General features: G+C 37.8%; 24 protein-coding genes. 6 read left to right on the forward strand and 18 right to left on the reverse strand.

Going from position 1 to position 22,316, the window contains the following annotated elements:
* The 3 genes from F3D3_RS20660 to F3D3_RS20670 form a co-directional block, all read right to left on the reverse strand.
* Positions 1-402: helix-turn-helix domain-containing protein (locus F3D3_RS20660; protein WP_139132163.1), on the reverse strand; the 402-nt coding region annotated here is incomplete at its 3' end.
* Positions 399-800 (reverse strand): IS200/IS605 family transposase, encoded by a 402-nt coding sequence (tnpA, locus tag F3D3_RS20665; protein WP_069871447.1) that lies wholly within the window; start codon positions 798-800, stop codon positions 399-401. The genes F3D3_RS20660 and tnpA, both read right to left, overlap by 4 nt.
* Positions 801-1,223: 423 nt before the next feature.
* A complete protein-coding gene (locus F3D3_RS20670; protein WP_069876339.1) occupies positions 1,224-1,517 on the reverse strand; it encodes a hypothetical protein in 294 nt (97 codons plus the stop codon).
* Positions 1,518-1,805: 288 nt separating this feature from the next.
* On the opposite strand from F3D3_RS20670, the gene F3D3_RS20675 reads away from it, so the two are divergent.
* The 5 genes from F3D3_RS20675 (at position 1,806) to F3D3_RS20695 (ending at position 5,742) form a co-directional block, all read left to right on the forward strand.
* The gene (locus F3D3_RS20675; RefSeq protein WP_069876340.1) at positions 1,806-2,006 is read left to right on the forward strand and encodes a helix-turn-helix transcriptional regulator; all 201 of its coding nucleotides are present in this window, start codon (positions 1,806-1,808) and stop codon (positions 2,004-2,006) included.
* Complete coding sequence (locus F3D3_RS20680) at positions 2,003-2,494, forward strand: DUF6773 family protein (protein WP_069876341.1); 492 nt, start codon at positions 2,003-2,005, stop codon at positions 2,492-2,494. The genes F3D3_RS20675 and F3D3_RS20680 overlap by 4 nt, the downstream gene beginning before the upstream one ends.
* Positions 2,495-2,813: 319 nt before the next feature.
* Entirely contained in the window at positions 2,814-3,164 is a 351-nt protein-coding gene (locus tag F3D3_RS20685) for a BlaI/MecI/CopY family transcriptional regulator (RefSeq protein WP_242877181.1), read from the forward strand.
* A 25-nt stretch (positions 3,165-3,189) separates the two neighbouring features.
* A complete protein-coding gene (locus tag F3D3_RS20690) occupies positions 3,190-4,692 on the forward strand; it encodes a M56 family metallopeptidase (protein WP_069876343.1) in 1,503 nt (500 codons plus the stop codon).
* 237 nt (positions 4,693-4,929) lie between these two features.
* Positions 4,930-5,742, forward strand: coding sequence for a TraX family protein (locus F3D3_RS20695; protein ID WP_069876344.1), 813 nt, complete (start codon positions 4,930-4,932; stop codon positions 5,740-5,742).
* A gap of 137 nt (positions 5,743-5,879) precedes the next feature.
* Here the strand turns inward: F3D3_RS20695 and F3D3_RS20700 are convergent, their stop codons facing one another.
* From F3D3_RS20700 to F3D3_RS20770, 15 genes are all read right to left on the reverse strand, one after another.
* Positions 5,880-7,232 carry an aldehyde dehydrogenase family protein gene (locus F3D3_RS20700; RefSeq protein ID WP_069876345.1) on the reverse strand — a complete coding sequence of 451 codons (1,353 nt, stop codon included), beginning with the start codon at positions 7,230-7,232 and terminating at the stop codon, positions 5,880-5,882.
* Between the two features lie 11 nt (positions 7,233-7,243).
* Positions 7,244-8,362: a 4-hydroxybutyrate dehydrogenase gene (locus tag F3D3_RS20705; protein ID WP_069876346.1), complete on the reverse strand. Its 1,119-nt coding sequence runs from the start codon at positions 8,360-8,362 to the stop codon at positions 7,244-7,246.
* Between the two features lie 338 nt (positions 8,363-8,700).
* Positions 8,701-10,182 carry a sigma-54-dependent Fis family transcriptional regulator gene (locus F3D3_RS20710; protein ID WP_084389209.1) on the reverse strand — a complete coding sequence of 494 codons (1,482 nt, stop codon included), beginning with the start codon at positions 10,180-10,182 and terminating at the stop codon, positions 8,701-8,703.
* 93 nt (positions 10,183-10,275) lie between these two features.
* Positions 10,276-10,833, reverse strand: coding sequence for a hypothetical protein (locus tag F3D3_RS20715; RefSeq protein WP_069876347.1), 558 nt, complete (start codon positions 10,831-10,833; stop codon positions 10,276-10,278).
* Between the two features lie 308 nt (positions 10,834-11,141).
* Positions 11,142-13,193: a complex I subunit 5 family protein gene (locus F3D3_RS20720; RefSeq protein ID WP_069876348.1), complete on the reverse strand. Its 2,052-nt coding sequence runs from the start codon at positions 13,191-13,193 to the stop codon at positions 11,142-11,144.
* A 12-nt stretch (positions 13,194-13,205) separates the two neighbouring features.
* Positions 13,206-14,684 (reverse strand): complex I subunit 5 family protein, encoded by a 1,479-nt coding sequence (locus F3D3_RS20725; protein ID WP_069876349.1) that lies wholly within the window; start codon positions 14,682-14,684, stop codon positions 13,206-13,208.
* Between the two features lie 52 nt (positions 14,685-14,736).
* Positions 14,737-16,215: a complex I subunit 5 family protein gene (locus F3D3_RS20730; protein WP_069876350.1), complete on the reverse strand. Its 1,479-nt coding sequence runs from the start codon at positions 16,213-16,215 to the stop codon at positions 14,737-14,739.
* Between the two features lie 4 nt (positions 16,216-16,219).
* Positions 16,220-16,582 (reverse strand): sodium:proton antiporter, encoded by a 363-nt coding sequence (locus F3D3_RS20735; RefSeq protein WP_069876351.1) that lies wholly within the window; start codon positions 16,580-16,582, stop codon positions 16,220-16,222.
* Positions 16,563-17,000, reverse strand: a complete 438-nt coding sequence (locus tag F3D3_RS20740) for an MnhB domain-containing protein (RefSeq protein WP_069876352.1) — start codon at positions 16,998-17,000, stop codon at positions 16,563-16,565. The genes F3D3_RS20735 and F3D3_RS20740 overlap by 20 nt, the downstream gene beginning before the upstream one ends.
* Positions 16,990-17,277 carry a hydrogen gas-evolving membrane-bound hydrogenase subunit E gene (gene mbhE / locus F3D3_RS20745; protein WP_069876353.1) on the reverse strand — a complete coding sequence of 96 codons (288 nt, stop codon included), beginning with the start codon at positions 17,275-17,277 and terminating at the stop codon, positions 16,990-16,992. The genes F3D3_RS20740 and mbhE overlap by 11 nt, the downstream gene beginning before the upstream one ends.
* Positions 17,274-17,513 carry a hydrogenase subunit MbhD domain-containing protein gene (locus tag F3D3_RS20750; RefSeq protein WP_069876354.1) on the reverse strand — a complete coding sequence of 80 codons (240 nt, stop codon included), beginning with the start codon at positions 17,511-17,513 and terminating at the stop codon, positions 17,274-17,276. The genes mbhE and F3D3_RS20750 overlap by 4 nt, the downstream gene beginning before the upstream one ends.
* A 5-nt stretch (positions 17,514-17,518) precedes the next feature.
* Entirely contained in the window at positions 17,519-17,797 is a 279-nt protein-coding gene (gene mnhG / locus F3D3_RS20755) for a monovalent cation/H(+) antiporter subunit G (protein WP_069876355.1), read from the reverse strand.
* Positions 17,790-18,056 (reverse strand): monovalent cation/H+ antiporter complex subunit F, encoded by a 267-nt coding sequence (locus F3D3_RS20760; protein WP_069876356.1) that lies wholly within the window; start codon positions 18,054-18,056, stop codon positions 17,790-17,792. The genes mnhG and F3D3_RS20760 overlap by 8 nt, the downstream gene beginning before the upstream one ends.
* Positions 18,049-18,537 (reverse strand): Na+/H+ antiporter subunit E, encoded by a 489-nt coding sequence (locus F3D3_RS20765; protein ID WP_069876357.1) that lies wholly within the window; start codon positions 18,535-18,537, stop codon positions 18,049-18,051. Before F3D3_RS20765 ends, F3D3_RS20760 begins: the two co-directional genes overlap by 8 nt.
* Before the next feature lie 296 nt (positions 18,538-18,833).
* The gene (locus tag F3D3_RS20770; protein WP_084389211.1) at positions 18,834-20,807 is read right to left on the reverse strand and encodes a sigma-54-dependent Fis family transcriptional regulator; all 1,974 of its coding nucleotides are present in this window, start codon (positions 20,805-20,807) and stop codon (positions 18,834-18,836) included.
* Between the two features lie 190 nt (positions 20,808-20,997).
* Between F3D3_RS20770 and F3D3_RS20775 the strand changes: the two genes are divergently transcribed.
* Positions 20,998-22,293 (forward strand): ABC transporter substrate-binding protein, encoded by a 1,296-nt coding sequence (locus tag F3D3_RS20775; protein WP_069876358.1) that lies wholly within the window; start codon positions 20,998-21,000, stop codon positions 22,291-22,293.
* The last annotated feature ends 23 nt before the right edge of the window (positions 22,294-22,316 follow it).

Below are 22,316 nucleotides of genomic sequence, written 5' to 3' on the forward strand. Positions count from 1 at the left end.
GTGCTGTTTGATTTTCACAGCTTTAAGCTTTGGTAAAACAATACAACCATTTTCTAACTTGATATTTCCATTTACAAAATTAGTTGTATAACTTTTGTTATTATTTCGTTTTGACTTGAATTTAGGAAATCCTGTTTTAGGCTTTCTAAAAAAGTTGTTATAGGCTGTTTGCAAATTCATTTGGGCATTAGCAAGTGCTAGACTGTCGACTTCTCTTAGCCATTCAAATTCTGCTTTATATTGTGCGGGGGTATTTTTCAGTTTTTGATTTGTCYTCTTGTAATATTCTATTTTATCGCCTAGCATTTTATTGTAGATAAAACGCACACAACCAAAAGTCTTACCTATGAGCACTTCTTGTTCTGAATTTGGATATATTCTAAATTTGAACGCTTTATTCAATGCTTTTCACCTTGACTTTCTATATATTTCTTGATGACTTCAATAGGCGCGCCACCAGTTGTAAGTAAACAGTAACTTCTTGACCAAAAATATGCTTTCCATAGTTTTTTACGAATTGACTGAAATTCATTTTTGAGTAGCCTTGAGCTCGCACTTTTATAAGCATTAATAAACTTTGATAATTCACTATTTGGGTGTGCCTTGAACAGTATATGAATATGGTCACTGTCGTGATTCCACTCTAGCAATGTTATATTGTAATTTTTTGCGATATATTCGAATATTTCTTTAGCTCTTTCAGATACTGCATCGTCAAGGACCATTCGTCTATATTTGATTACTAGCACAAGATGATAATACATCAAAAACACTGAATGATTATTATTATCCATTTTCATTTATTTACAACCTCCTTTGTATACTACTACTGATTATATTATAGCATTTTCTGCAGCATATTTCAAAGGCAAAAACCACCGATTCATCTCCCACCTACGCTCTCACTCCCTGAGCAAGGAAGGCTAAGAGGAAGGAGACTTCTCGGCTTTTAGGTTAAAATTAAACGATTATCTGATTGTAAAACTCTGAAATCGTTGAAAATACTTGTTTTTGTTTAGAGCAATAGCATATTGCTCTCCGTTTTGGGGTATAAGTAAGGCGCTAACCTGTTGATGCTTCATACACTCAAAGAGAGGAAGATTTTGACTCTTTTCAATTTTTTAACGAATTTATCAATTCAAATATATATCTTTTTTTCATACAATTACCTCCTCGAAATGAATTATATAACATTTCCAGCATAAAATAAAGGTTTGAAGCCTTTATTTTATGCTGGAAAGTTTCGGGTTTGGATCGCCATGAAAAACAGGGAGTTGAGCTATCTTATCAATAGAATATTGACAGTTATTTTTATTAACGGATACAATGACAAAATCGCCAATTAAAAATGAATCGATTATTAGCGGAGCCTCTGATCCGATCGATTTTAAGATACAGATAATTTTATCTGGAGTATTATCTGAAGAGGATAAAGCATTAAAAACTTGTAGACCGAGAAAAGGCTTATTTAAACCGTTAATTTTCGCCAATTGTTCGATAATATTACTTTGCATCATTCAGTCATATGCTGCAGAACCGTTATCAACATAGTACATGAAATTTTTTAAATTATTATACCATTTTCTCTCGAAAGTGGTTACTTGCTAATTTACCAAACTTTACCCACTCAATGCAATACGATAGGATTGTGCAAGTATTAGGAAGGTAGCGAAGCGGACTGAGTATACGCTTTGATTCTATCCCTAAACCGTTTTACATATAAAACGCAATATATAACAGCATAAAATGCAATATATACTTTACATAAAGAAATTTATACATTACAATAAATAGAGAGGTGCCCTATGAAAAATAAACGGATGAAAATTGCTCGCATGGAATGCGACATGAATCAAGAAGATTTGGCAAAGGCTGTCGGTGTGACGAGACAGACGATTGGATTAATAGAAGCCGGAGACTACAACCCAACACTAAATTTGTGTGTTGCAATCTGCAAAGCATTGAACAAAACACTAAATGATCTATTTTGGGAGGTATCAAAATGAAAAGACAAACTATACAGGACGAAAGAGTTTCTGCACAGCGCCATAAAATAAACAGCGAAGCATATATCCTTTTAATGATCGCGCTTCTCGCGTCAATACTCGTACAACAATTTTGGTTTAATGCATCGTTTGAGCAATATATTGCCGAGTGCATATGTTTTTTAGGCATCTCCATTTATACGATCGTGCGCTATATCTATCTTGGTTTAAACATATGGGGCGAAGGTAAACGGGTAAAAATGCGTCTTTTAGTAACTAGTACTATAGCAGGACTTACTGTAACGACGATTAACGGCTTTTCAAACTATACAAGATATGCTGACCACTATCAGGCAGATGGCATAGGCTATTTTATCGCTGTATTGGGAGTCACTTTCATCAGTGCTACTGGTATTGTTTTCGTTTTAATGATGTGTCTTGATTATTTAAACGCGAAAAAACAACAGAAAATTCAAAAGCAATTGGATGAAGATGAACAAAACTTATAAACTGAGCGTGTGTGGTAGTACACGCTCCAAATATAGCCATTGCAGCAAATAAAATTGCAGACCCGCTCTCCTCAGCTGACCGTATTTTAGATAGTCATAATATGCCATGCCATTCTTCACATAGAAAAACACATTAGAATAAGGTCATTCACCAGTAGCATTTAGCAAATGATTCTTGAAATATTTTTTGAAATAAAAACAGACGCCTTCATAATTTTATAAAAACGCTTGACGTTTTTACCTACATCGTGTAGACTAATGTAGAATTATGTAACATTATTAAATAAAAAAAGGACTTTTTATGAGTAAAATTCACCGAATGTCAACTTCTGAAAAACAGATCATGGAAATTCTATGGTCTACAGGACACCCCATTACTACAAGAGAAATTATGTCCAATCTCCCTGTTGATAACACTTGGAAACAAAACACCATTGTTACTTTCTTGGCACGCTTAATGGAAAAAGGTATTATTAACGCTACCCGAGTAAGCAAAGCAAATTACTATCAGCCTTGTATAACAGAGAAAGAATATCGAGATTTTGAAACAAAACAATTTATTGATGATATCCACAAAGGTTCTACACTTGGATTTATAAGTACTCTATGTGATAACGGCACCCTAACAAAAGAAGATATCGAAGAACTCATGCGCAATTTGAAAAAGTAGACACTTACCAGAAGAAGGTGAAACTATGATTCCACGTTTTTACAAGTACTTGCTAATTTTATCCGTAATATCGGGAGTATTGTATTTTATTCTTAAGCTATTTTTTCCAGTGACTATCAAATATTTCAGTGCGAAATGGCATTACTATTCATATGTTTTTTTAAGTACAGTATTCCTTATTCCATATTCATTTTTGCTATCAGGGGTTGATATTCATTTTACAAATAAACCATTATCACTAATACAAAACGAGTTGAGACCCATTTTTATGTCAAGTTCCAACGTCCACATAGTACAAGGAAAAGTTGAAAGTAATTACAGTTTCTGTTATAACTTCGATTTTTTATTCTATTTTTTAGCAGTAGGATCAATACTATTTGCATTAAACATCCTTGTTCAGAACTATAAATTGAACAGACGTATACTTAGAATATGCCAATTGGTAGAATCTCCTTCTGTGTTAAATGTGCTTCTGATCTGTAAACAAAGAATTGGTATCAATCAAAAAATTCCAGTATATTTATCAGATTACATAAGTACACCCTTTCTCAGCGGAATTTTTCATCCACGTATTATTTTACCAAATCTATCATTCTCCTCTGAAGAGTTACAGTATATTTTTATGCATGAACTGACACACTGGAAAAACCATGATGCAGTATTCAAATGCTTAACGCTTGTAATTAATGCTCTTCATTGGTTTAATCCTTTAGCTTATTTTATTAGGCATGACATTGATCGCTTTTGTGAGTTTTACTGCGATGAAAGCGTTGTAATATCAATGAACAAATCTGAAAGGAGGCAATATTGCGAACTGATTTTAAATGTACTTTGGCACGTCGCAGATCATCAGCTAAAACCCTATTCCGCTTTTAGCGACGAAAAGCGAAACATCAAAAGGAGGCTTTCACTTATTATGAAAGAAAAAAAAATAAAAAACAATAAGTTAATTCGTATCTTAGCAATTGCCATGACATTTACTTTTATGCTGACTGGTTCAGTTGTGGCATATGCGGCAAGTAGCGAAAATTTAGATGTAAACGGTAATTCACAATTTCTTTTCAACACAGCTAACAAAGTAATTATTGGTGACATAATCCCAACTGTAAACTATACAGAGCTTAATGATTATGACCAGTTCATTTTTAATGAAAATGCACCCGTTACTAGGAGCACTAGTGTTCCAAGTTCATTATGGAGTTGGACGTCTAATGGTAGTACTTACAATATAAGCGGTAGTTCAAATAGTTCCACGTTGTATACTAACTACTACTTCAAAAATGTTACAGGAAAAACTTTTAATTTAACAGCAGGTTCTTCAAATAGGCTAGTTGTTGATTTGGTTCATAAAGGCGTATTAGTGCAAGAAGTTGTTAGCACTTGGACAATTGATGCTAACGCAAGCAAAAGTGTCAAAATTCAAACTTCAGATCTCAACAATTTCTCTGATAGTGATAAATACTATTTTAGATTTAATTCAAGTCCCATTGGAAATTCTTACTCCGTGTCTGGCTCTTTTGGTTTGTAAGTTAACCGTATAATCCCTTTTTATTAAAAGGTTGGAGTGATACTCCCGCTTCGTCTGGATTCCTATAGTTATTCCATAGCAATTATCTTGGTTAATAATTATGAGAACTGGCTTATAGATATCGTTAAATACATATAAGCTGAATTATCCAGACGAAGCTTTTACATTAACATAACACTAATTTTATCTGCAAAAACTTTCTCATTTAAATTCTGGCATTTTTGAAAGGACCTATAAATGGAAATAAAATCTATCCCTTCATGGGACATCAATCGTTTTCAACTCAAACTTATAGGTCTACTGTTCATGACACTTGACCATATTGCTAAATATACGCTTATGCTGCACATGGAAAATCATATTTTCAATATAATTGGTAGAATTGCCGCACCACTGTTCCTTTATTTGATAACCACAGGTGCAATGCACACTCGGAGCAAATTAAAATTTGCTTTTCGGCTGTATCTCGCACATGTCGCAATTGGATTTTTGACCTTGTTTCTTGGAAAAGTAGGCCCTAGTTTGGGTATACATGACCAGTTTAGCATATTGTCTACATTTACATATGTTGTTTTGTATATCTATTTAATCGATCAAATCATTACATTCGCGAAAGAAAAGGATTTATTTCATTCGATTTTATATTTTGTATTAGGAATTGGCAGTGCTATTTTGCCGATCATGTTGTTGCTATTTTCACAAAACGAAGTTATTTGTGGCATTGTTGTTCCAAATGTGCTTACCATCCCTTATTCTCCTTTTTTTGTACTTATGGGGATCTGCTGGTACTTTTCAAAAACTAATCTAAAAAAAGCGTATATTTTACTCATTTTTTCTGGTTTATCATTTGGAGGCAATTTTATTGCCAGTAGAGCTTCTCTATGGTTATTCTTTGATTTTTTTAACCCTATCCAATTTTGGATGGTATTATTTTTACCTTTTATATTTTTATACAACGGTCAAAAAGGTAAACCAATGAAATGCTTTTTCTACATCTACTATCCGCTGCATGTTTTTATACTCATGTTCATAGGTCGGATGTTGCATTGACTGCGTTACCATATTAATTTCAGCAACATCAGCCATACTTTTGCCTACTGCCTAAAAAAAGCACCGAAATCAGCATTTGATGCCGATTTCAGTGCTATCAAAGCGTATACTCAGTCCGCTTCGCTACCTTCGTGACCCTAAACCGCCCAAATCATTTCATCGGTTTGGACTTCAACATTTTCTCTGACCAAACCGATTCTAGAAATGTTAATCAAATGTTTATAAGTAAAATTTTCAGAAATTGAGTTGTTGCCCCAACTGCCACAACCCAATGTGGTTGTCGGTGCGAATCCATTGTAAAAACTGCCGCCAGCTGTGGTTGCCGAAGGGGCATTTACAACCAATCTAGAAACAGACAATGCCATACCCGCTTTTTTAATATGCATAAGATTGTTGGAATGAATAGAAGCACTGTGACCATTCCCTTCAAATTCCAAATTTGTTTTAGCGATATGGATGGCTTCATCAAACGTTTTGTATTTAAACGTAGACATCACGGGACACATTTTTTCCTTACATAAGACATCAGCATTACCAATGCCTTTAGCCTCTAACAAAATGACCTTTGTCCCTTCTGGAATCACAACCCCTGCAATTTCAGCTATCTTTTGAACCGATTGACCCACGATATCTTTGTTAAGGTGCCCTTTCTCAAAGAGCGTTGCTTTTAATTTTTCATGCACTTGTTCATCTCTTACTAAAAAAGCGCCTTTTGCTTCAAAAGCACGCATCACTTGATCATAATCATCTTCATGGGCGATTATGGTTTGTTCTCCAGAACAAATAATGCCGTTATCAAAACTTCTACCTGCGATCATTTTAATAGCCGTTTGATTAAAATCGACATCTCGATCTATGATGCCTTGAACATTCCCAGCGCCCACACCAAATGCGGGTTTACCAGATGAGTAAGCTGCTTTTACCATACCCATACCGCCTGTGGCAACCACAACATCTACCGCTTGCATGAGTTCATTTGTAAGTTCAACTGAAGGTTCCGTAATGATTTGAATCAAATGCGCTGGTGCTCCAAGTTGTGCCAATCTCTTGTTGATCAAATCAACGGTATAAGTGCTGCATTTTTTAGCTCTAGGATGCGGTGCAATGATAATGGCATTTCTCCCCTTAAGTGCAAACATAGCGTTACACATTGGGGTGACGATTGGATTCGTTGTTGGAGAAACTGCGCCTACAACACCAATTGGCTTTGCAATCTCTATGATATTGGTCTCTGGATTAAAGCTGATTTCGTCTACCGATTTTTTATCTTTAAGATCATGCCAAATGACTTTTGCTTTTCCTTTATTCTTCTCTACTTTATGCTCGTAAACGCCCATTTGAGTTTCATCTACAGCCATTCTCGCCAATAACTCAGCGTTATCATAGACCACTTTACCAATCTCTCTAACAATACGATCTACTTGTTCTTGATTATAGGTTGCAAATATTTTTTGAGCATTTCTAGCGTTCATCATCATTTCATTTATCATTTTAAAATCTCCTATCCAAATAATCGACTATAGATCCCACGGATGTCATCTTCAGTAAAATTAACATAGTTATTAGCGAGTAATCTTTGCTGTCCCGTTATAACACGCTCTGTAAAGAGATCAATTTCTTCACTTGTCATCCCATAACTTTTAAGCGGCTTTTTAGGTAATAATTTAGATAAAAATATTTCAAGTTCATCAAACGCACTTTCTTTTTTGCATTTAAGGGATTTAGAAAGAATTTCACAGAGCACCTCAATTTCGCCCTGTGGCTTAAGCTTCATATAATGTCTAAAAACTTCAGTAAAAAATTGATAATTGGCCTCACCGTGAGGGACATGGTATTTTCCTCCAAGCGGATAGGACATCGCGTGAACGGCACCAACACCAGCACTCCCAAATGCTATTCCCGCTAGATTACTTGCAATCGCCATCTCGTTTAATTTTTCAAAGCGATGTTCTTCGCCTTTTTCGATCAACTCACCATACACTTTTAAAATCATTTCAATGGCCTTCATACTATATGCTTTCGTATAGACATTTGCCTTTGGAGAAACATAAGACTCCACCGCGTGAATAAGCGCATCCACTGAACTATAAAGGTAAAAACTGTATGGCAGTCCCACCATTAAGCTCGGAATAAGGACCGCATCATCTGGCAATAGAAGATCATCTGCAAGGCCCATCTTTGTTTGTTTTGTGGTCAATTCCGCAATTGTAATATTGGTCACTTCGCTGCCTGTACCACAAGTCGTGGGCACTGCAATGAGCTGAGGTCCTTTTTTAAGAGGCACCTTTCTTTCAAAAGCATCTACAACATCCGTCACACCCTTGAGTACCAAAAGTTTAGCGATATCAAGCACTGTACCCCCACCAACTGCAATAATTCTGTCAAAAGGGGCCTTAAGAGCTTCTTTTAAAATCGCATTCATCATGATATCGGTGGGCTCACCTGTGCCATAAGCTTCCTGCATGATCATCCTTGCCTTTAAATCCAGTGGCTTGATAAAAGGATCGTAAAGAAATCCGTTTGTAAGCATTAAATCCTTTTCACCAATTTGAAATTGCTCTGCAAAACCTGCAAAGTCATCAAACTGATGAATTTTTGTCTTCATCTTTAACAATTCCATATCTGATCTCCTAAATGTAATTTACTTCGATGTTGTTTATTATTTAACACTATTTAATATGAGCAATATGTATGCCAAAACTTCATGCAAGTTGATTTTATTTTATTGCATTTTACGAATTCATTGTTTTTTCAACGTTCATCTCATATTTATTTTGTTTATTATTTTAATTTTGAATTTAAACTTGCAAAAATAAAAAAACGGCTTTAGTTTTAGATGCAATATTGCAACTTAACCAAGCCGTTTATTGAGAACGAATGCTTTAACCAGAACAATTTGAGTCTTTTTTAACAATCGATGCATTATTGCAACGCGTTGCATTTACGCATCAAATACTTCTATTCTACCGGTTCTAATGAAAGTTCACGAAGATATTTCGTCCTTTTTCTGACGAAAGTGGAGCCATCAATCCCTAAAGAACGGGCTGCATCTCTCACATTTCCATATGCCTTGAACGCGTCCTGAATCATAGCATATTCCAATTTGCCAACGGCCTCTTTTAGCTTTAATTCGCCCTCAAGAGCTACCGTATTATCGGCATTAAAAGTTCGAACTTCTACGGGTAAATCTTTTTCTTGAATCAGTTGACCTTCCGTCATGACAAAAACACGCTCTATCACATTTCGAAGCTCTCTTATATTACCCGGCCAATTGTATTGTCCAAAAGATTTATAGACCTCTTTTGCAAATTTTTTATTTTCACCATAAAGTAAGTTTAACTTTTCCAAGAAGTCATTCGCGAGAGGAATTAAATCTTCAATGCGGTCCCGCAGCGCAAGCACATGTAGCGGGATGATATTCAATCTGTAGAACAAATCTTTTCTAAAAAGACCTTGTTCTATCCTTTGCATCAAATCTTGATTCGTCGCCGCAATGACGCGGACATTTATCTTGACGGTTTCTACACTTCCCACACGCTGTAGCTCTTGTTCTTGAAGCACTCTAAGCATTTTGGATTGCAGATTGATCGGAAGTTCTCCTATTTCATCCAAAAAAATAGTGCCGCCATTGGCTTCCTCAAAGAGTCCAATTTTACCATTGACATTTGCCCCTGTAAAAGCGCCTTTTTCATAACCGAAGAATTCAGACTCCATAAGGTTTTCAGGAATGGCACTGCAATTAACCTTAACCAGTTTTTCATTGCATCGATCACTATGTTGATGGATAAACTTTGCCATGATCTCTTTGCCCACACCTGTCTCCCCAGAAATCAAAACAGTTGTATCGTGCTTGGCGGCTCTGGTCGCACTTTCCATGAGTTTCTTCATCTTCACATTTCTTGAAAAAACTTCAGAGGGATGATTCATTTTTCGCCTGAGCTGTTCAAGCTCTGAATTATACAAATTCATTTTTAACTCATTTTCTTTGAGGGCTTCCTTGAGTTCCAAAAGCTCCGTGACATCTCGCACGTTGTTGACAACCATTTCAATCTCGTTGTTTTCATCAAAAATGGGCGTTCCTGTGACGAGGACAACCTTGCCACTTGCCAGTTTTTGCTGGATGGTCATCGCTTCTTTATTTTCTAGCACAAGCGTGGTACACGCCTTGGAAATAATCCCTTGCTCAACAAGCACATTGATGTTTTTGCCTAAAATGGCGCCCTGCTTAATCCCAGTAATGCGTTCATATGCCTTGTTCACTCTCATGGTTATTGCATTGCCATCTGTGATATAAATCCCATCATAAGACGAGTCCAACACAATATCCAGTTTTTTAGCCAATTTATTAGCACGCTTTAACTCATCTACAATGCCTACATACGCTTCACACGTCTCTTTACCACAGAAAGGTTTTCTGAGTTGATTCTCAATTTTCGACATAATCATTCCTCTACTTTTTTTCTTATGAAAGTATTTTGCTTACATTATAGCACATCCCGGTTTGATTATCCGAAAATCAAAGCTTTAAAGCGTTCATTCTCTCTTACCCTTATTTTTCAATATAAAATCTATCGCATCTTCTGTAAATAAGCCACTAAAATCCACATCTTTAAGCGGTGCTATTTTGGCTTCATCTCCCGCATAATAACTCAGAAAGGGTTTAATATAGTAGAAAGCATCTTCTGTTGGCACCCATCCCTCTTCAGCATAAATCATCATATCTGTGAAACCGCTTTTGATTTGCATTTTACTTTGTTGCTTATCGATCTGGAGTTTATTTGAAATAGTATCACCATAAATGAGTGGACCACATCTTAATCCGTCTATGCTTTTATTGATCATCTCAAAATAATATTTGGGCACCGGATCGACGGCAAATCCACGATCTCCTTGCTCAAAATCATCGTATTTTGTCATCCTTTTGATTTCAATTTCCCACTGACCAACTTGCCATATATATGTTTTCCCATTTGACAGAATGACCGTCAACTCATCGAACTTAACAACGCCTTCTGCGCTCAACATAATGGCTGTAATGATGATCCCTAAAACGATTGCGACTAAAACCCACCAGCTCTTTCTTTTTTTCATCTCACACCTCACCCTTTAAAGGGATCAAGGGGGATACCCAGTCTGCGGCTTCGCTACCTGCTCCCATGGGCTATATGCTCAATAAGTCCATGCCATTAACCGTTATTGGTTTGATGACATAGACTTATTCTCTTTTGTTCTGCTTTTTCCCGAAAGCAGATCACAAACCCCTAAGATTCTCTTTTATCTCTAATTTCGACTGGGTTCATCGACAGCTTTAGTCTATCACAATTTCACATTAAAAAACCCCGATCGAATTCGGGATTTTTAATGTATACGTTAGCGTTATCTTGAAGCAGGCATTCTTATTAGCCCATCACGTAGACAAATAGAAAACAAAAGACCACTACAATCCCGAATAAAAAAATGGAATTGGAGATACTGGTCATCTTTGAATGCCCCTTGACGATTAACTCTTTGAGCTTAGACGTTTGACCCTGAACTAAATCCAGCTCCAAAGCTTCATTGATTTTAACTTTTGCTTCTATATTTTTAAGTGCATCTTTTTTTGATTTTAACCCCTTAAGCATCATACTGGCTCCCAGTGGCACCGATTTAAATTCTCGATCTATGCTGGTCACAATATCTACATTTGAAATAGACTTAATACCATCTGCCAAAATTTTTGCAGTGAACAAGAGCCAATTGTCAATCAAGGTAAAAAGAAAACTAAATACCTTGTACAGCATTTTTAAGACGGGTTCAAATAAATCCGTTTCAATACTAAACCATCCGAGAGAAGGGTTAAAATAAGCTCCGCCTGTTTTGTTTTTCACATACAGTTTTCTTTGAATGAACAGCTGATAAATTAAGACGCCGATCAATAAAGACATCATTGAGTAAATCACCGATTCTGAGCTGTAGATCACCACATGTGATATTGCGTCAAAACCAATCCCTTCAGCATAGCGTATCAGTGGTGTCAAAATCGCATTTGGGAATACGCCAATAAAAACGATGAGACCCGCCAGAATTCCCATGGGAATTAAAGCCCTTTTATGCACCAATTCATTGTACTTACCATAAAAGTCTGAATTCTTTTCCATAAAAATCGCCACAAATAGCTTTAACATATATGCAACGGTTAAGCCCCCACCGATAATAAAAAAGTATTCTGTAATCTTAAAAAAATGATGATGCGTGAGATGATAGGCTTCGAGAATAGCTTCATGTAAAAGTGTCTTGGACACAAACCCGTTAAAGCCCGGAAATGCACAGAGCCCTAATACACCTATGAGAAAAAAAGCCTTTAGTTTTTGCTTTTTATGTCCAAAACCGCTGATCTTATTGATACTGAGTTCACCTAAAATCATGTAGATAATCCCCGTGCCCATAAAGAGTAAAATTTTGAAAAAGGCATGGTTGATCATATAGAGAATCGTCGCACTTAAAGCGAGCCCGCCCTCTTTGCCAAGAATACCCACGAGCCCAATACCCATGAGCATAAATCCAGTTTGACTCATACTGCTGTATGCGATAATACGTTTGATATTTCTTTGCATCATGGCCAAAATTCCGCCTAAGAAAATATTGACAAGGCCCAGACAATAGAGCAAGACCGCAATGGGCATATCATAGTTCATCATTTCCACAAGGACAATGATAATGCCAAATAGACCTGTCTTCAGTAAAATACCACTTAAAAGTGCACTGGAAGGCGTAGGCGCTGCTGTATAAGCTTTTGGCAGCCAAGTGTGAAGTGGAAAAACACTGGCTTTAATCATAAATCCGAACATGATTAAGAGCGCAATAACGTATTTAATATCCCCTAGATTCGGCAAAATCTTACCCATTTCTTCGATATCCAAGGTCCCTGTATAATCAAATGCCAAAAAGATGCCAAAGAGCATCACTAAGCCCCCTGCAATCGCCATCGCCAAATAGGATTTACCCGCTTCATGACTGTATTTATCTTCATCGTGAATCACCAGCGCATAAGATGTCAAAGACATCCCTTCAAAGAAGGTGAAGAGATTAATAATATTCTCAGACATAAAAACACCTATGGTCATGGCATAAGTGAGCATGAAAAAGAAATAATACCGATTACGATTTTTCTTCTTAATCAAATATTGGGTCGAATACATCGTCGTTAAAAACCATGCCAATGCCGAAATAAAGAGCATCGCATATCTCAACATATCCACTTTGAGATGCAGTCCAGTTCCCATGACATTTGGCACCATGTATTCAATCGCTTGATCATTAATCGCTGGGAAAAGTGTAATGACAAGCAAAAGCTCAATCGCTGTCAGCACGATATTGAACAGATCTCTTTTCATCTCATTCTTTGTGCCTATATAATACCCTATAAAAGCGCCCAGCAAAGGGAGAATTAAAATATAAACTAAAGTATTCATTAAATTCCCTCCTTAAAAAGCATCTGCAACAACACCACCGAGAAAGTTAATAACCGCATTTGGAAAAATGCCCAGTCCGATGATGATTACCGTCAAAATAACAATGGGAAACAACATAAAAGGTGAAGGCTCTAGCGAATCCGATAACGTTGCCTCTTCTTGAACCTCCAAGTTTGGCTTTTCATTTACGAAAAACGCCGTCACAGAGACTGGGAATAAGTAGCCTGCTGTGAAAAAAGCACTCAAGAGCAAGATGAAAATGTAGAACAGATTATTGGCATTGAGTGCCCCTACACCGAGGAACCACTTGCTTACGAAACCGTTCGTCGGCGGAATCCCTACTAAAGACACCGCTGCTATGGTAAAGCAAATAAAAGTGATCGGCATTTTTTTGCCCAAACCGCTGATCTGATGTATATATTTTTTATGCGTCATATGTGAAATAGAACCCACTGCAAAAAACAAGGTGATCTTAATCACTGCATGATTGATCATATGCAAGATCGCACCTATGAGACCATTGGGATTCAACATCAATATGCCGAGGAGTATATAGCCGAGCTGTGAGATCGTCGAATAAGCGAGTCTCTTTTTTAAATGATCTTGATGGAGTGCCAAAAGAGAACCCATAACTACTGTGATCACCACAAAAGGGATCAAATACTTAGTCACGTCCACCGCTTTAATCATGCTGGCCCCAAAGATAAAGTAAGTAATGCGAATGAGTGAAAACACGCCACTCTTAACCACGGCAACCGCATGGAGCAGTGCGCTTACGGGAGTAGGTGCCACCATAGCATTGGGGAGCCACGAGTGAAAAGGGACAAGTGCTGCTTTTACACCAAATCCTAAAAACATAGCAATATAACTGAATCGAATCAAATTCTGATCATAGCCCTCTATATCATTAAAAATCCCCCTTGGCGTAAAGGTCATCGTCCCCGTGATCGAATACAAAATCATCATACCCAATATCACTAAAGATGCCCCTGCAAAAGAATAAATCATATACTTCTTGCCGCTTGCAAGCGCTTCTTCAGTGCCTGTATGAATCACCAGTGGTAATGTACAAAGCGTTAGAAGTTCATAATAGGCATAGAGCGTAAACAAGTTTCCAGAATAAGCGACACCTAAAATAACCGCCAGTGTCATCGTGAAAAAAGTATAAAACTGCCTTGTCCTCTGTTCATGTTTCATGTATTCAAAAGCATAAAAAGCGGTGAGTATCCATAAAACTGAAGCAAGCAAACTAAAAACACGTGTCATTTGATCAATTTTAAAATAGATGTCTAAGAAATCATTTACTTTGAGCACATGGATTTGTAACATCTGATTGCCAAAGAGCGCATTTAAAACCAGCAGAAAATTGACAATGAGTACCCCCGCCACAAATTTTGTGACGTATTCGTCTTTTATTATTTTTTTATTGGTGATGAGCAGCGTCCCAAGTATTGGCACGCCAAGCGGTAAAAGCATTATTATTTGTCCCATATAATCTCCAAAACTTAACCTTATCGTTATAATATCCACGTGATTTCAATTTCTATATATAAATGCCACGACCAATAAACTCAATGATAAACCCTGAGAACAACCCAACAAGGACCATAATAACCGATAAAATAATTAATGGCAGTAGCGTTCTCACGGGTCTGATTTTCGAATTAAAAACCTTCCCCACTAAATTGTCCTCACCAAAGTAGCCATTGATAATAATTGGGAAATAATAGACGGCATTGAGCAAACTGCTGACAATCAAGACGACTAATAATAAAATCTTACCCGATTCAATGGATGCCATGGCGAGATTCCACTTGCTTATAAATCCAGGCAAGATCGGAATGCCAATCATGGAAAGCGCGCTAAGCGTAAAAATCCCCAGCGTTACTGGCATTTCTTTACCAATGCCCTTAAACTCATCTATGGTTTTAAACCCAGTTTGTTCGATGAAAGAACCTGCCGATAAGAAGAGACAAGACTTCGTCACAGCATGTGCAATGATATGATAAACAGCCATAATGAGTCCGAGTTTATTGCCAAGACCAATCGCAAAGAAGATATAGCCCATCTGTGCCACACTGGAATAGGCAATCATGCGTTTTAATTCCTTCTGCGACCTCGCAAATAAAGAGCCAAAAATCATGCCTAAAATACCAAAGAATAAAACTAAATCCAGTACCACCGTCCCCGCTAAAATTTGTGCGCCATAGACCAAATAATAGATTTTGATCAAGAAAATAATCGGCGCCTTGATCACCAATGCCGATAGAATGGCACTAGATGGACTCGGGGCAGAAGAATGCGCATCTGGCAACCAGATATGAAGCGGAAACATGGCGCCTTTTATACCAAGGCCTACTGTGAAAAGGATCATACTGATCAGGATTAAATTGTGCTTGCCATCTGCATTTTGGACCAGAGCTTCGTGGATGAAACTCATGCTCAAATGTCCCGATATAGAATAGACAAATGCAATGCCCATCAAGACAAGGCCAGAACCCAGCGAACTCAAAATCAAATATTTGATAGCCGCTTTGATGTTGGCCTTCTTATCTTTGACGACAATAATCCCACAAGCAGCAAGTGTGCTCACTTCTAAAAAAACAAATCCATTGAAGATATCATACGTAAAGACAATGCCCAAAAGAGATGCTAAGAGCAGAAAATCTAAAGTATGGAAAAAACCAATTCGATTTTCTTTAATTTCCTTTTCAAGACTGAAATAGGAATACCATAAGACCATTAAATTAACAAAGCAAAAGAGAAGCCCTATGGCACTTTCCACTTCGCCAATTCGAAGAACGATACCAAAAGGGGCAGGAAAATGCCCCACATCGAATAAATAGCCGCCATTAAAGGCGATATAGATGACATGCATCAAATTGAGCACGGTTACAAAGACCATCATGCCTAGTGCCAATCTGTAAACATGACTTTTCTTTTTTAAGAGTGGTAGAATAAATGCGCTGAGCATCAACACCATAATGGATGCCAGCGGGACGAGCTTAATCGAATTTTGCATACTATTAATCACCTCTTAACTGTTGAATTTCATCGAGTTCAATCGTGCCATATTTCTCATAGAGCTTTATGGTAAGTGCCAACATAAACGCAGTAACACTCACCGCCACTACGATTCCGGTTAACATAAGTCCCGTCGGAATCGGATTTACATAGCCAGATTCATGCAGGATGCCCTCAATAATAATAGGGGCTTCTTTGCCCTTTATATATCCCAGACTCACAAACAAGAGGAATATCGAAGTATCCATAATGTTCATGCCTATAATTTTCTTAATCAAATTGTTGTGGAGTAGCAATATCATAAAGCCGATACCGAACAAAAATATCGCCCCAACGATCATGTAATTATTCCATAAGATCTGCATGTTCGAGTTCACCTTCTTCAAAGAGTACCGCTATGAAATAAAACGTAATGGCTACAACAAGCCCTACCAAAACATTGAGGGGCATAATAAACCCACCGCTGAGCAAAGTGCCTGGTGTCCCAATGCCAATGACATCATGAAGGCCTAGAAAAGCCGATGCGAAGACATAACCCTTCATGACACCATATAAGACCAATGCAGAACATGCAAATCGCAATAAATAGTGATATTTGAATTTAGCATCTGCCACATCACTGCCGTTTACAAATCTAAATAGAATCAAACTTGCGCCTAAAATACTGCCCCCTGCAAACCCGCCTCCTGGTGAAAGATGACCGAATAAAATCACATAAATGCCGAAAACTTGGATAAAGGGCAAAATTAAATTTGTAATGTTTTGGATAATACTACTTTTCATATCTTGTGCCTCCTTTTTTGAGAACGATCATAATGCATATAAGTGCTGTAAATATAACTGAAGCTTCCACAAAGGTATCAAAAGCTCTATAGTCTAAAATCATGGCTGCCACAATATTGATGGCCCCTGTATCTGCCATGGCGTCATCCACATATTTGTCCATGACCTCATTGTGAACAGGTGAATCCGCAATCCCTACTGCCGGCATATCCATCACTGCAAGTAATAAAAACCCAATAAAGAATAGCGTTAAAAAAGTCGCCACTATCGATCTCATTTTCGAATCTCCTTTGTCTTTCTAAGCGCTATGATGAACAAAATGGAAGTAATCCCTGCACCTACAGCCGCTTCTGTAATCGCAAGATCAGGTGCATTCATACGCTGCCACAAGATCGCCATCATCAGGGAGTACACCATAAAAATAATCACCGAACCCAGTAAATTCTTAGAAGCCGCTGCTGCTACTGAACCCACAATCATGATTATGAGTACGATTATATTGAAAATATCCATGACCTCTATTCCTTTCTTCTGTAAATCGCTTTGGCAATCATATGTGTTGCAGCAGGATTTGTCGTCCAGAGGAACAAGATGACCACGATGAGTTTAATCGCTGTAAAACTAAATCCAGATTGGAGGATCAACCCTCCGATACATAAAACAGCGCCTAAGGTATCACATTTTGCTGCACCATGTGCTCTTGTAAGCGCATCGGGAAACCTTAAAACGCCCAGCGTACCGACTAAGAAGAAAAACAGACCTAGACCCATAAGCATCATAGAAAATAGATCAATCATTTTCTGTCCCTCCTCCGATTTCTCTTGCCACAGCATAGGAGCCAATAAAAGCAATCAATGCATAGACCAAAACCACATCTATAAAGTAAGACTCTTTTAATAAGAAAGAAACCGTTGCGATGATGACGATCGTCTTCGTCGATATAATATTGATGCCGATAATGCGATCTCCTTTTGTCGGGCCTTTCACCACCCTGTACATACATAAACCAATGGTAATGCCCAGAAAAATAACCACAAACAAATAAAATTTATCCATTGATAGCCCTCTCTATTTCACAGAGTTTTTTTTCAAGGTGCATCTCTGATAGACCTTCTGAATAAGACTGATTCAAACAGTGTATGAGCAATTGATTGCCTTTAATATCCACCGTCATAGTGCCCGGGGTCAAGGTGATCGAATTTGCTAAAATTGTCAAAAGCCATTCATCAGAAAGCTTGCTCTCATAAGTGACAACCCTAGGGCTAATGTTCATATGCCTCGAAAGTGTAATCATCGCCACTTGTATATTGGCTTTAACCACTTCAAAGAACAAAATACTGCCATAGATCAGCCACTTCATCAAAACTTTCCGCTTAATATAGGGACTTAAAAACACCTTCGAATCCGACAACTTAGCAATAAAATAAGCGATCGCAAGGGCTACAATTATATTGAGCAAAGTAATATGCTCTGTTAATATCAAAAAAAACACCGCCAAAATGAGTATTTTTTCAAATTCATTGATCAAACTCTTCAAGCTGACACCTCCATAAAGACCACACTTTATGACTACGCAATTAAGATGCCACTTTTGCGAAAATAGGTTTCAGTACTTTGCCCTAATCTTCTTAACGCTTGAAAAAGCTGTGGTTCATTCGACAAATTAAATTTTCGTCAGTCGAAACTTTTGTATTTAATTTAATACATTTTTGAATTTTCAGGTCAAAACAACGAAAACAGCAGTTATATGCATCAAATCGATACACATAACTGCTGTTTTCGTTGAAATAAATGCACCATTTTGGCGCACGTGTACCAAAACGATGCATTTGATTATAAAATCATATACTTTTCTAATTTTCTATAGAGTGTACTTCTCCCTATTTCCAGCATTTTAGCGGCTTGTACCAAATTGTTGTTAGACGCCTTAAGCGCACTTATGATGGCCTCTTTTTCAATGAGATGAAGCGGTCTCACATAGGATTCTGCCGCCTTAACAGCATTTTCCGTCACCATTCCAATGGTTTCTTTGATTGAGTCTGGTAGATGTTTACTCGATAAATTCTCGTGATCTCCCACGATATTGGTGACCATTTGCATGACGTTTTGAAGTTCTCTCACATTTCCAGGCCAACCGTATTGTTTCATTACCGTATAAAAACTCTCATCTATTGCAGATTTTTGATCAGATCGCTTGGTGAATTGTGCATAGAAAAAATCCACTAAAATGCGTATGTCCTCCTTCCGATCTCTTAAAGAAGGCGTCTTAATCGGCATTACATTTAAACGATAAAACAAGTCATCCCTAAAATTGCCCTTCTTCACCTCTTCAGTCAAGTCTTTATGAGTCGCCGCAATCACTCTTACATCCACAGGAATAACTTCATTGCCGCCAACGCGTACCACCTGTTTTGTCTCGAGAACCCTCAGTAGGTTAGCTTGAGTATCCAGCGGCATATCTCCAATTTCATCTAAAAACAAAGTGCCCCCATCTGCAAGTTCAAATTTTCCGGGATTACCACCCTTTCTAGCACTTGTGAATGCCCCTTCCACATAGCCAAAGAGTTCACTCGCGACTAAGTCTCTCGGTATGGCGCCACAATTGATAAAGACGAATGAATTGTGTTTCCGCTGCGATTCATTGTGAATACCTTGGGCGAACATTTCTTTACCAGTACCACTTTCACCATGTAACAGAATCGTCGCATCTGTCATGGCAACCAGCTTTGCCAATCTTATCGAATCATTGATTTCACTACTATCTCCTAAGATATCATCAAATGTATAAATCGCTTTTGAACCGAAGAGTTTATTGACTTGTGAATACACTTTTTTAGTCTCTCTGATGGTAATGAGGTATTCCTTAATGCTTTCATCTTGTGAATAAATCGGTTTAAAGGAAATCAGCACCGTCCGCTTTCTACCATCAGAAAAAAACTGCAACTCTTTTTCTTCATTAGAGGCGGTTTCTTTTTTGATCATATCCAACACAGGTTTTTTGACCACATCATCTATATGTTCGCCTACAAGTTCTTCGTATGTTTTCCTAAATAACTTTTTAGTAAAGTAGTTGATATCCGTTATAATGCCATCAAAAGTGATGGTCATAATCCCTTCTGATATGGTTTGCATGATGGCATCCAAATGTTCATTTGCACGTCTGAGTTCACCATTTCTTTGATTGAGCCTGAGTTCATGCTCAATGGCAAGGGAAGATGCCAATACCATGCCCAGCGTATGCGGATGTACAGTCAAGTACTCCCCGGACATACTTAGAACGCCCAAAACTTTACCCTGTTCGTCTTTTATGGGTGCAGCCGAGGTGGTCTTTCGATGATACGCCTGTCTATAATGCTCAGCGCCTAAAACTTGAAGTGCCACGCCTTTCTTAAGCGCGATCCCCGTTGCATTAGTCCCCACCTGTTCTTCCGTCACATTTTTCCCTGTATGGAGCAACAATTCGGAGGACAACCCCTCATCACCAAGGCTTGCCATGATAAACCCATCTGCGTTAATAAAGCTGACAACCATACCCACTTCGCCCACAGCTTCATAGATCATCTCCATAAAAGGCAAAGCGATATCCAAAATCGGTTTAAAGACCTTTTGGGTCTGTTCCAGTTTTTCATCCGTGAGCTCAATCTTGATTTTGCTACTCAATGGATCCACGCCATATTTTTTACTGCGATGCCACGAATCTACGATCTCACGCCTCATAACCGAAGTATCCACCTCACCAGTGGTTGTGAATTTTTCCCATTCCTTAATATATTTGTTGTTTCCTTGGAGCAATTTTTTAGATGGCAAACAGTGACCTCCTTTAGTTCTTCAATGTTGTTTCTATTTTATCAGAGTATTGTGACTTACGAAATATATTCACTCTATATTTTTCAAATTAAATGTTTTATTAAATGTTACGTTTGAAAAATTAATGGGTATTAATTACAAAATAATAGATATGCATCTAAAATTAATTTTGACAGCGGGAGGCTTAAACATGAATTTAAGCATATATAACCTAAAACTGATTTTGTCGTCCATTTTACTCGCTATGATGTTGACTGCTTGTACTTCTCCTATCCCAAAATCCGAAGCAGTTAAGACGCCTATTTACTTTCGAATCACGTGGACCGATTATTCTGGACGCGGCAATGCCATCAGAGAAATCGTAGACGTATTTAACCAGACCCATAATGCCCCTTATGAAATCACACTTGTGGGGGGTGATGAAGATATGAATGCTATAGGCGCTTCACTCATTGACAAAAACAAGCCTATGATCTACGCATTACCCTACAGACTTGTAAAATACTACGGCGAAAACGGCGATCTCTTTGATCTATCCGCTGACTTTTCAACTGAATCCACACATTTTTACCCAGAAATATGGAAACTTGGCGTCGTTGAAGATAACCTCTATGGCATCCCTTGGGTAGGACATTCTATTTGCTTAATCTACAACAAGACCCTCCTCAAACAAGCAGGCGTAGATCCTAAAAAAATACAAAGTTTAGACACCCTTTTATCTGCCTTAGAAAATATCCAAACCAAAACGCTGGCATATGGTATAGGGCTAGTTGGGGCCAATCACAATGATGTTTCATGGATGGTCAATCAATTTATTTCTGCATACGGGGCCAAACTTGTAGACGATGCAGGTCAAAAGGTGCTCATTAACGATCCAAACGCCGAAGAAGCTATTCTCTTTTACAAAAATAATCTCGGTGCTTATGCTCAGCCTTCGTGGCGAGAAGACACCGGCGTTGAAGTCATGAATCACTTTAGAGCAAGTAAAATCGCATTTGAGTTTCAAGGCATTTGGGGGGCCACCGATATCGACAAGAACGATAATCCCTTTGAAATTGGAATCCTGCCTTTAGATGACATTGGCCTTAAGCCTGAAGTAGGGCCAATCCTACTAAGCGTTTCTAAAAATATGCCTGATGATATGAAAATAATCTCTAATCAATTTATCCAATTTATGATCTCGACAGAAGCCCAAGAAATGGTTTTCAAGGGGGAATATAGCCCTGAACACGATGCTTATTATCCCTTTAGAGTCCCCATGCGCAAAGATATCGCCGAAGCTATGACATCCACAGAATATTCAAAATACCTCTCGTTCTTAAGTGGGTTCGACGATCCGAGTATAGACGTCCCTGTATCCAAGTGGCAGATTATTAAAGAACAACTTTACCAACCAGGATTACACAAAGTTTTTAATTCAGAAATGACTGTACAGGATTTTCTCACCGAAGTTGAAGCATCAGGCAACATCATACTCAACGAATAAACACATCGTATATTGGAGGTCAC

The organism is Fusibacter sp. 3D3 (assembly GCF_001748365.1).
Lineage (GTDB): Bacteria > Bacillota > Clostridia > Peptostreptococcales > Acidaminobacteraceae > Fusibacter_A.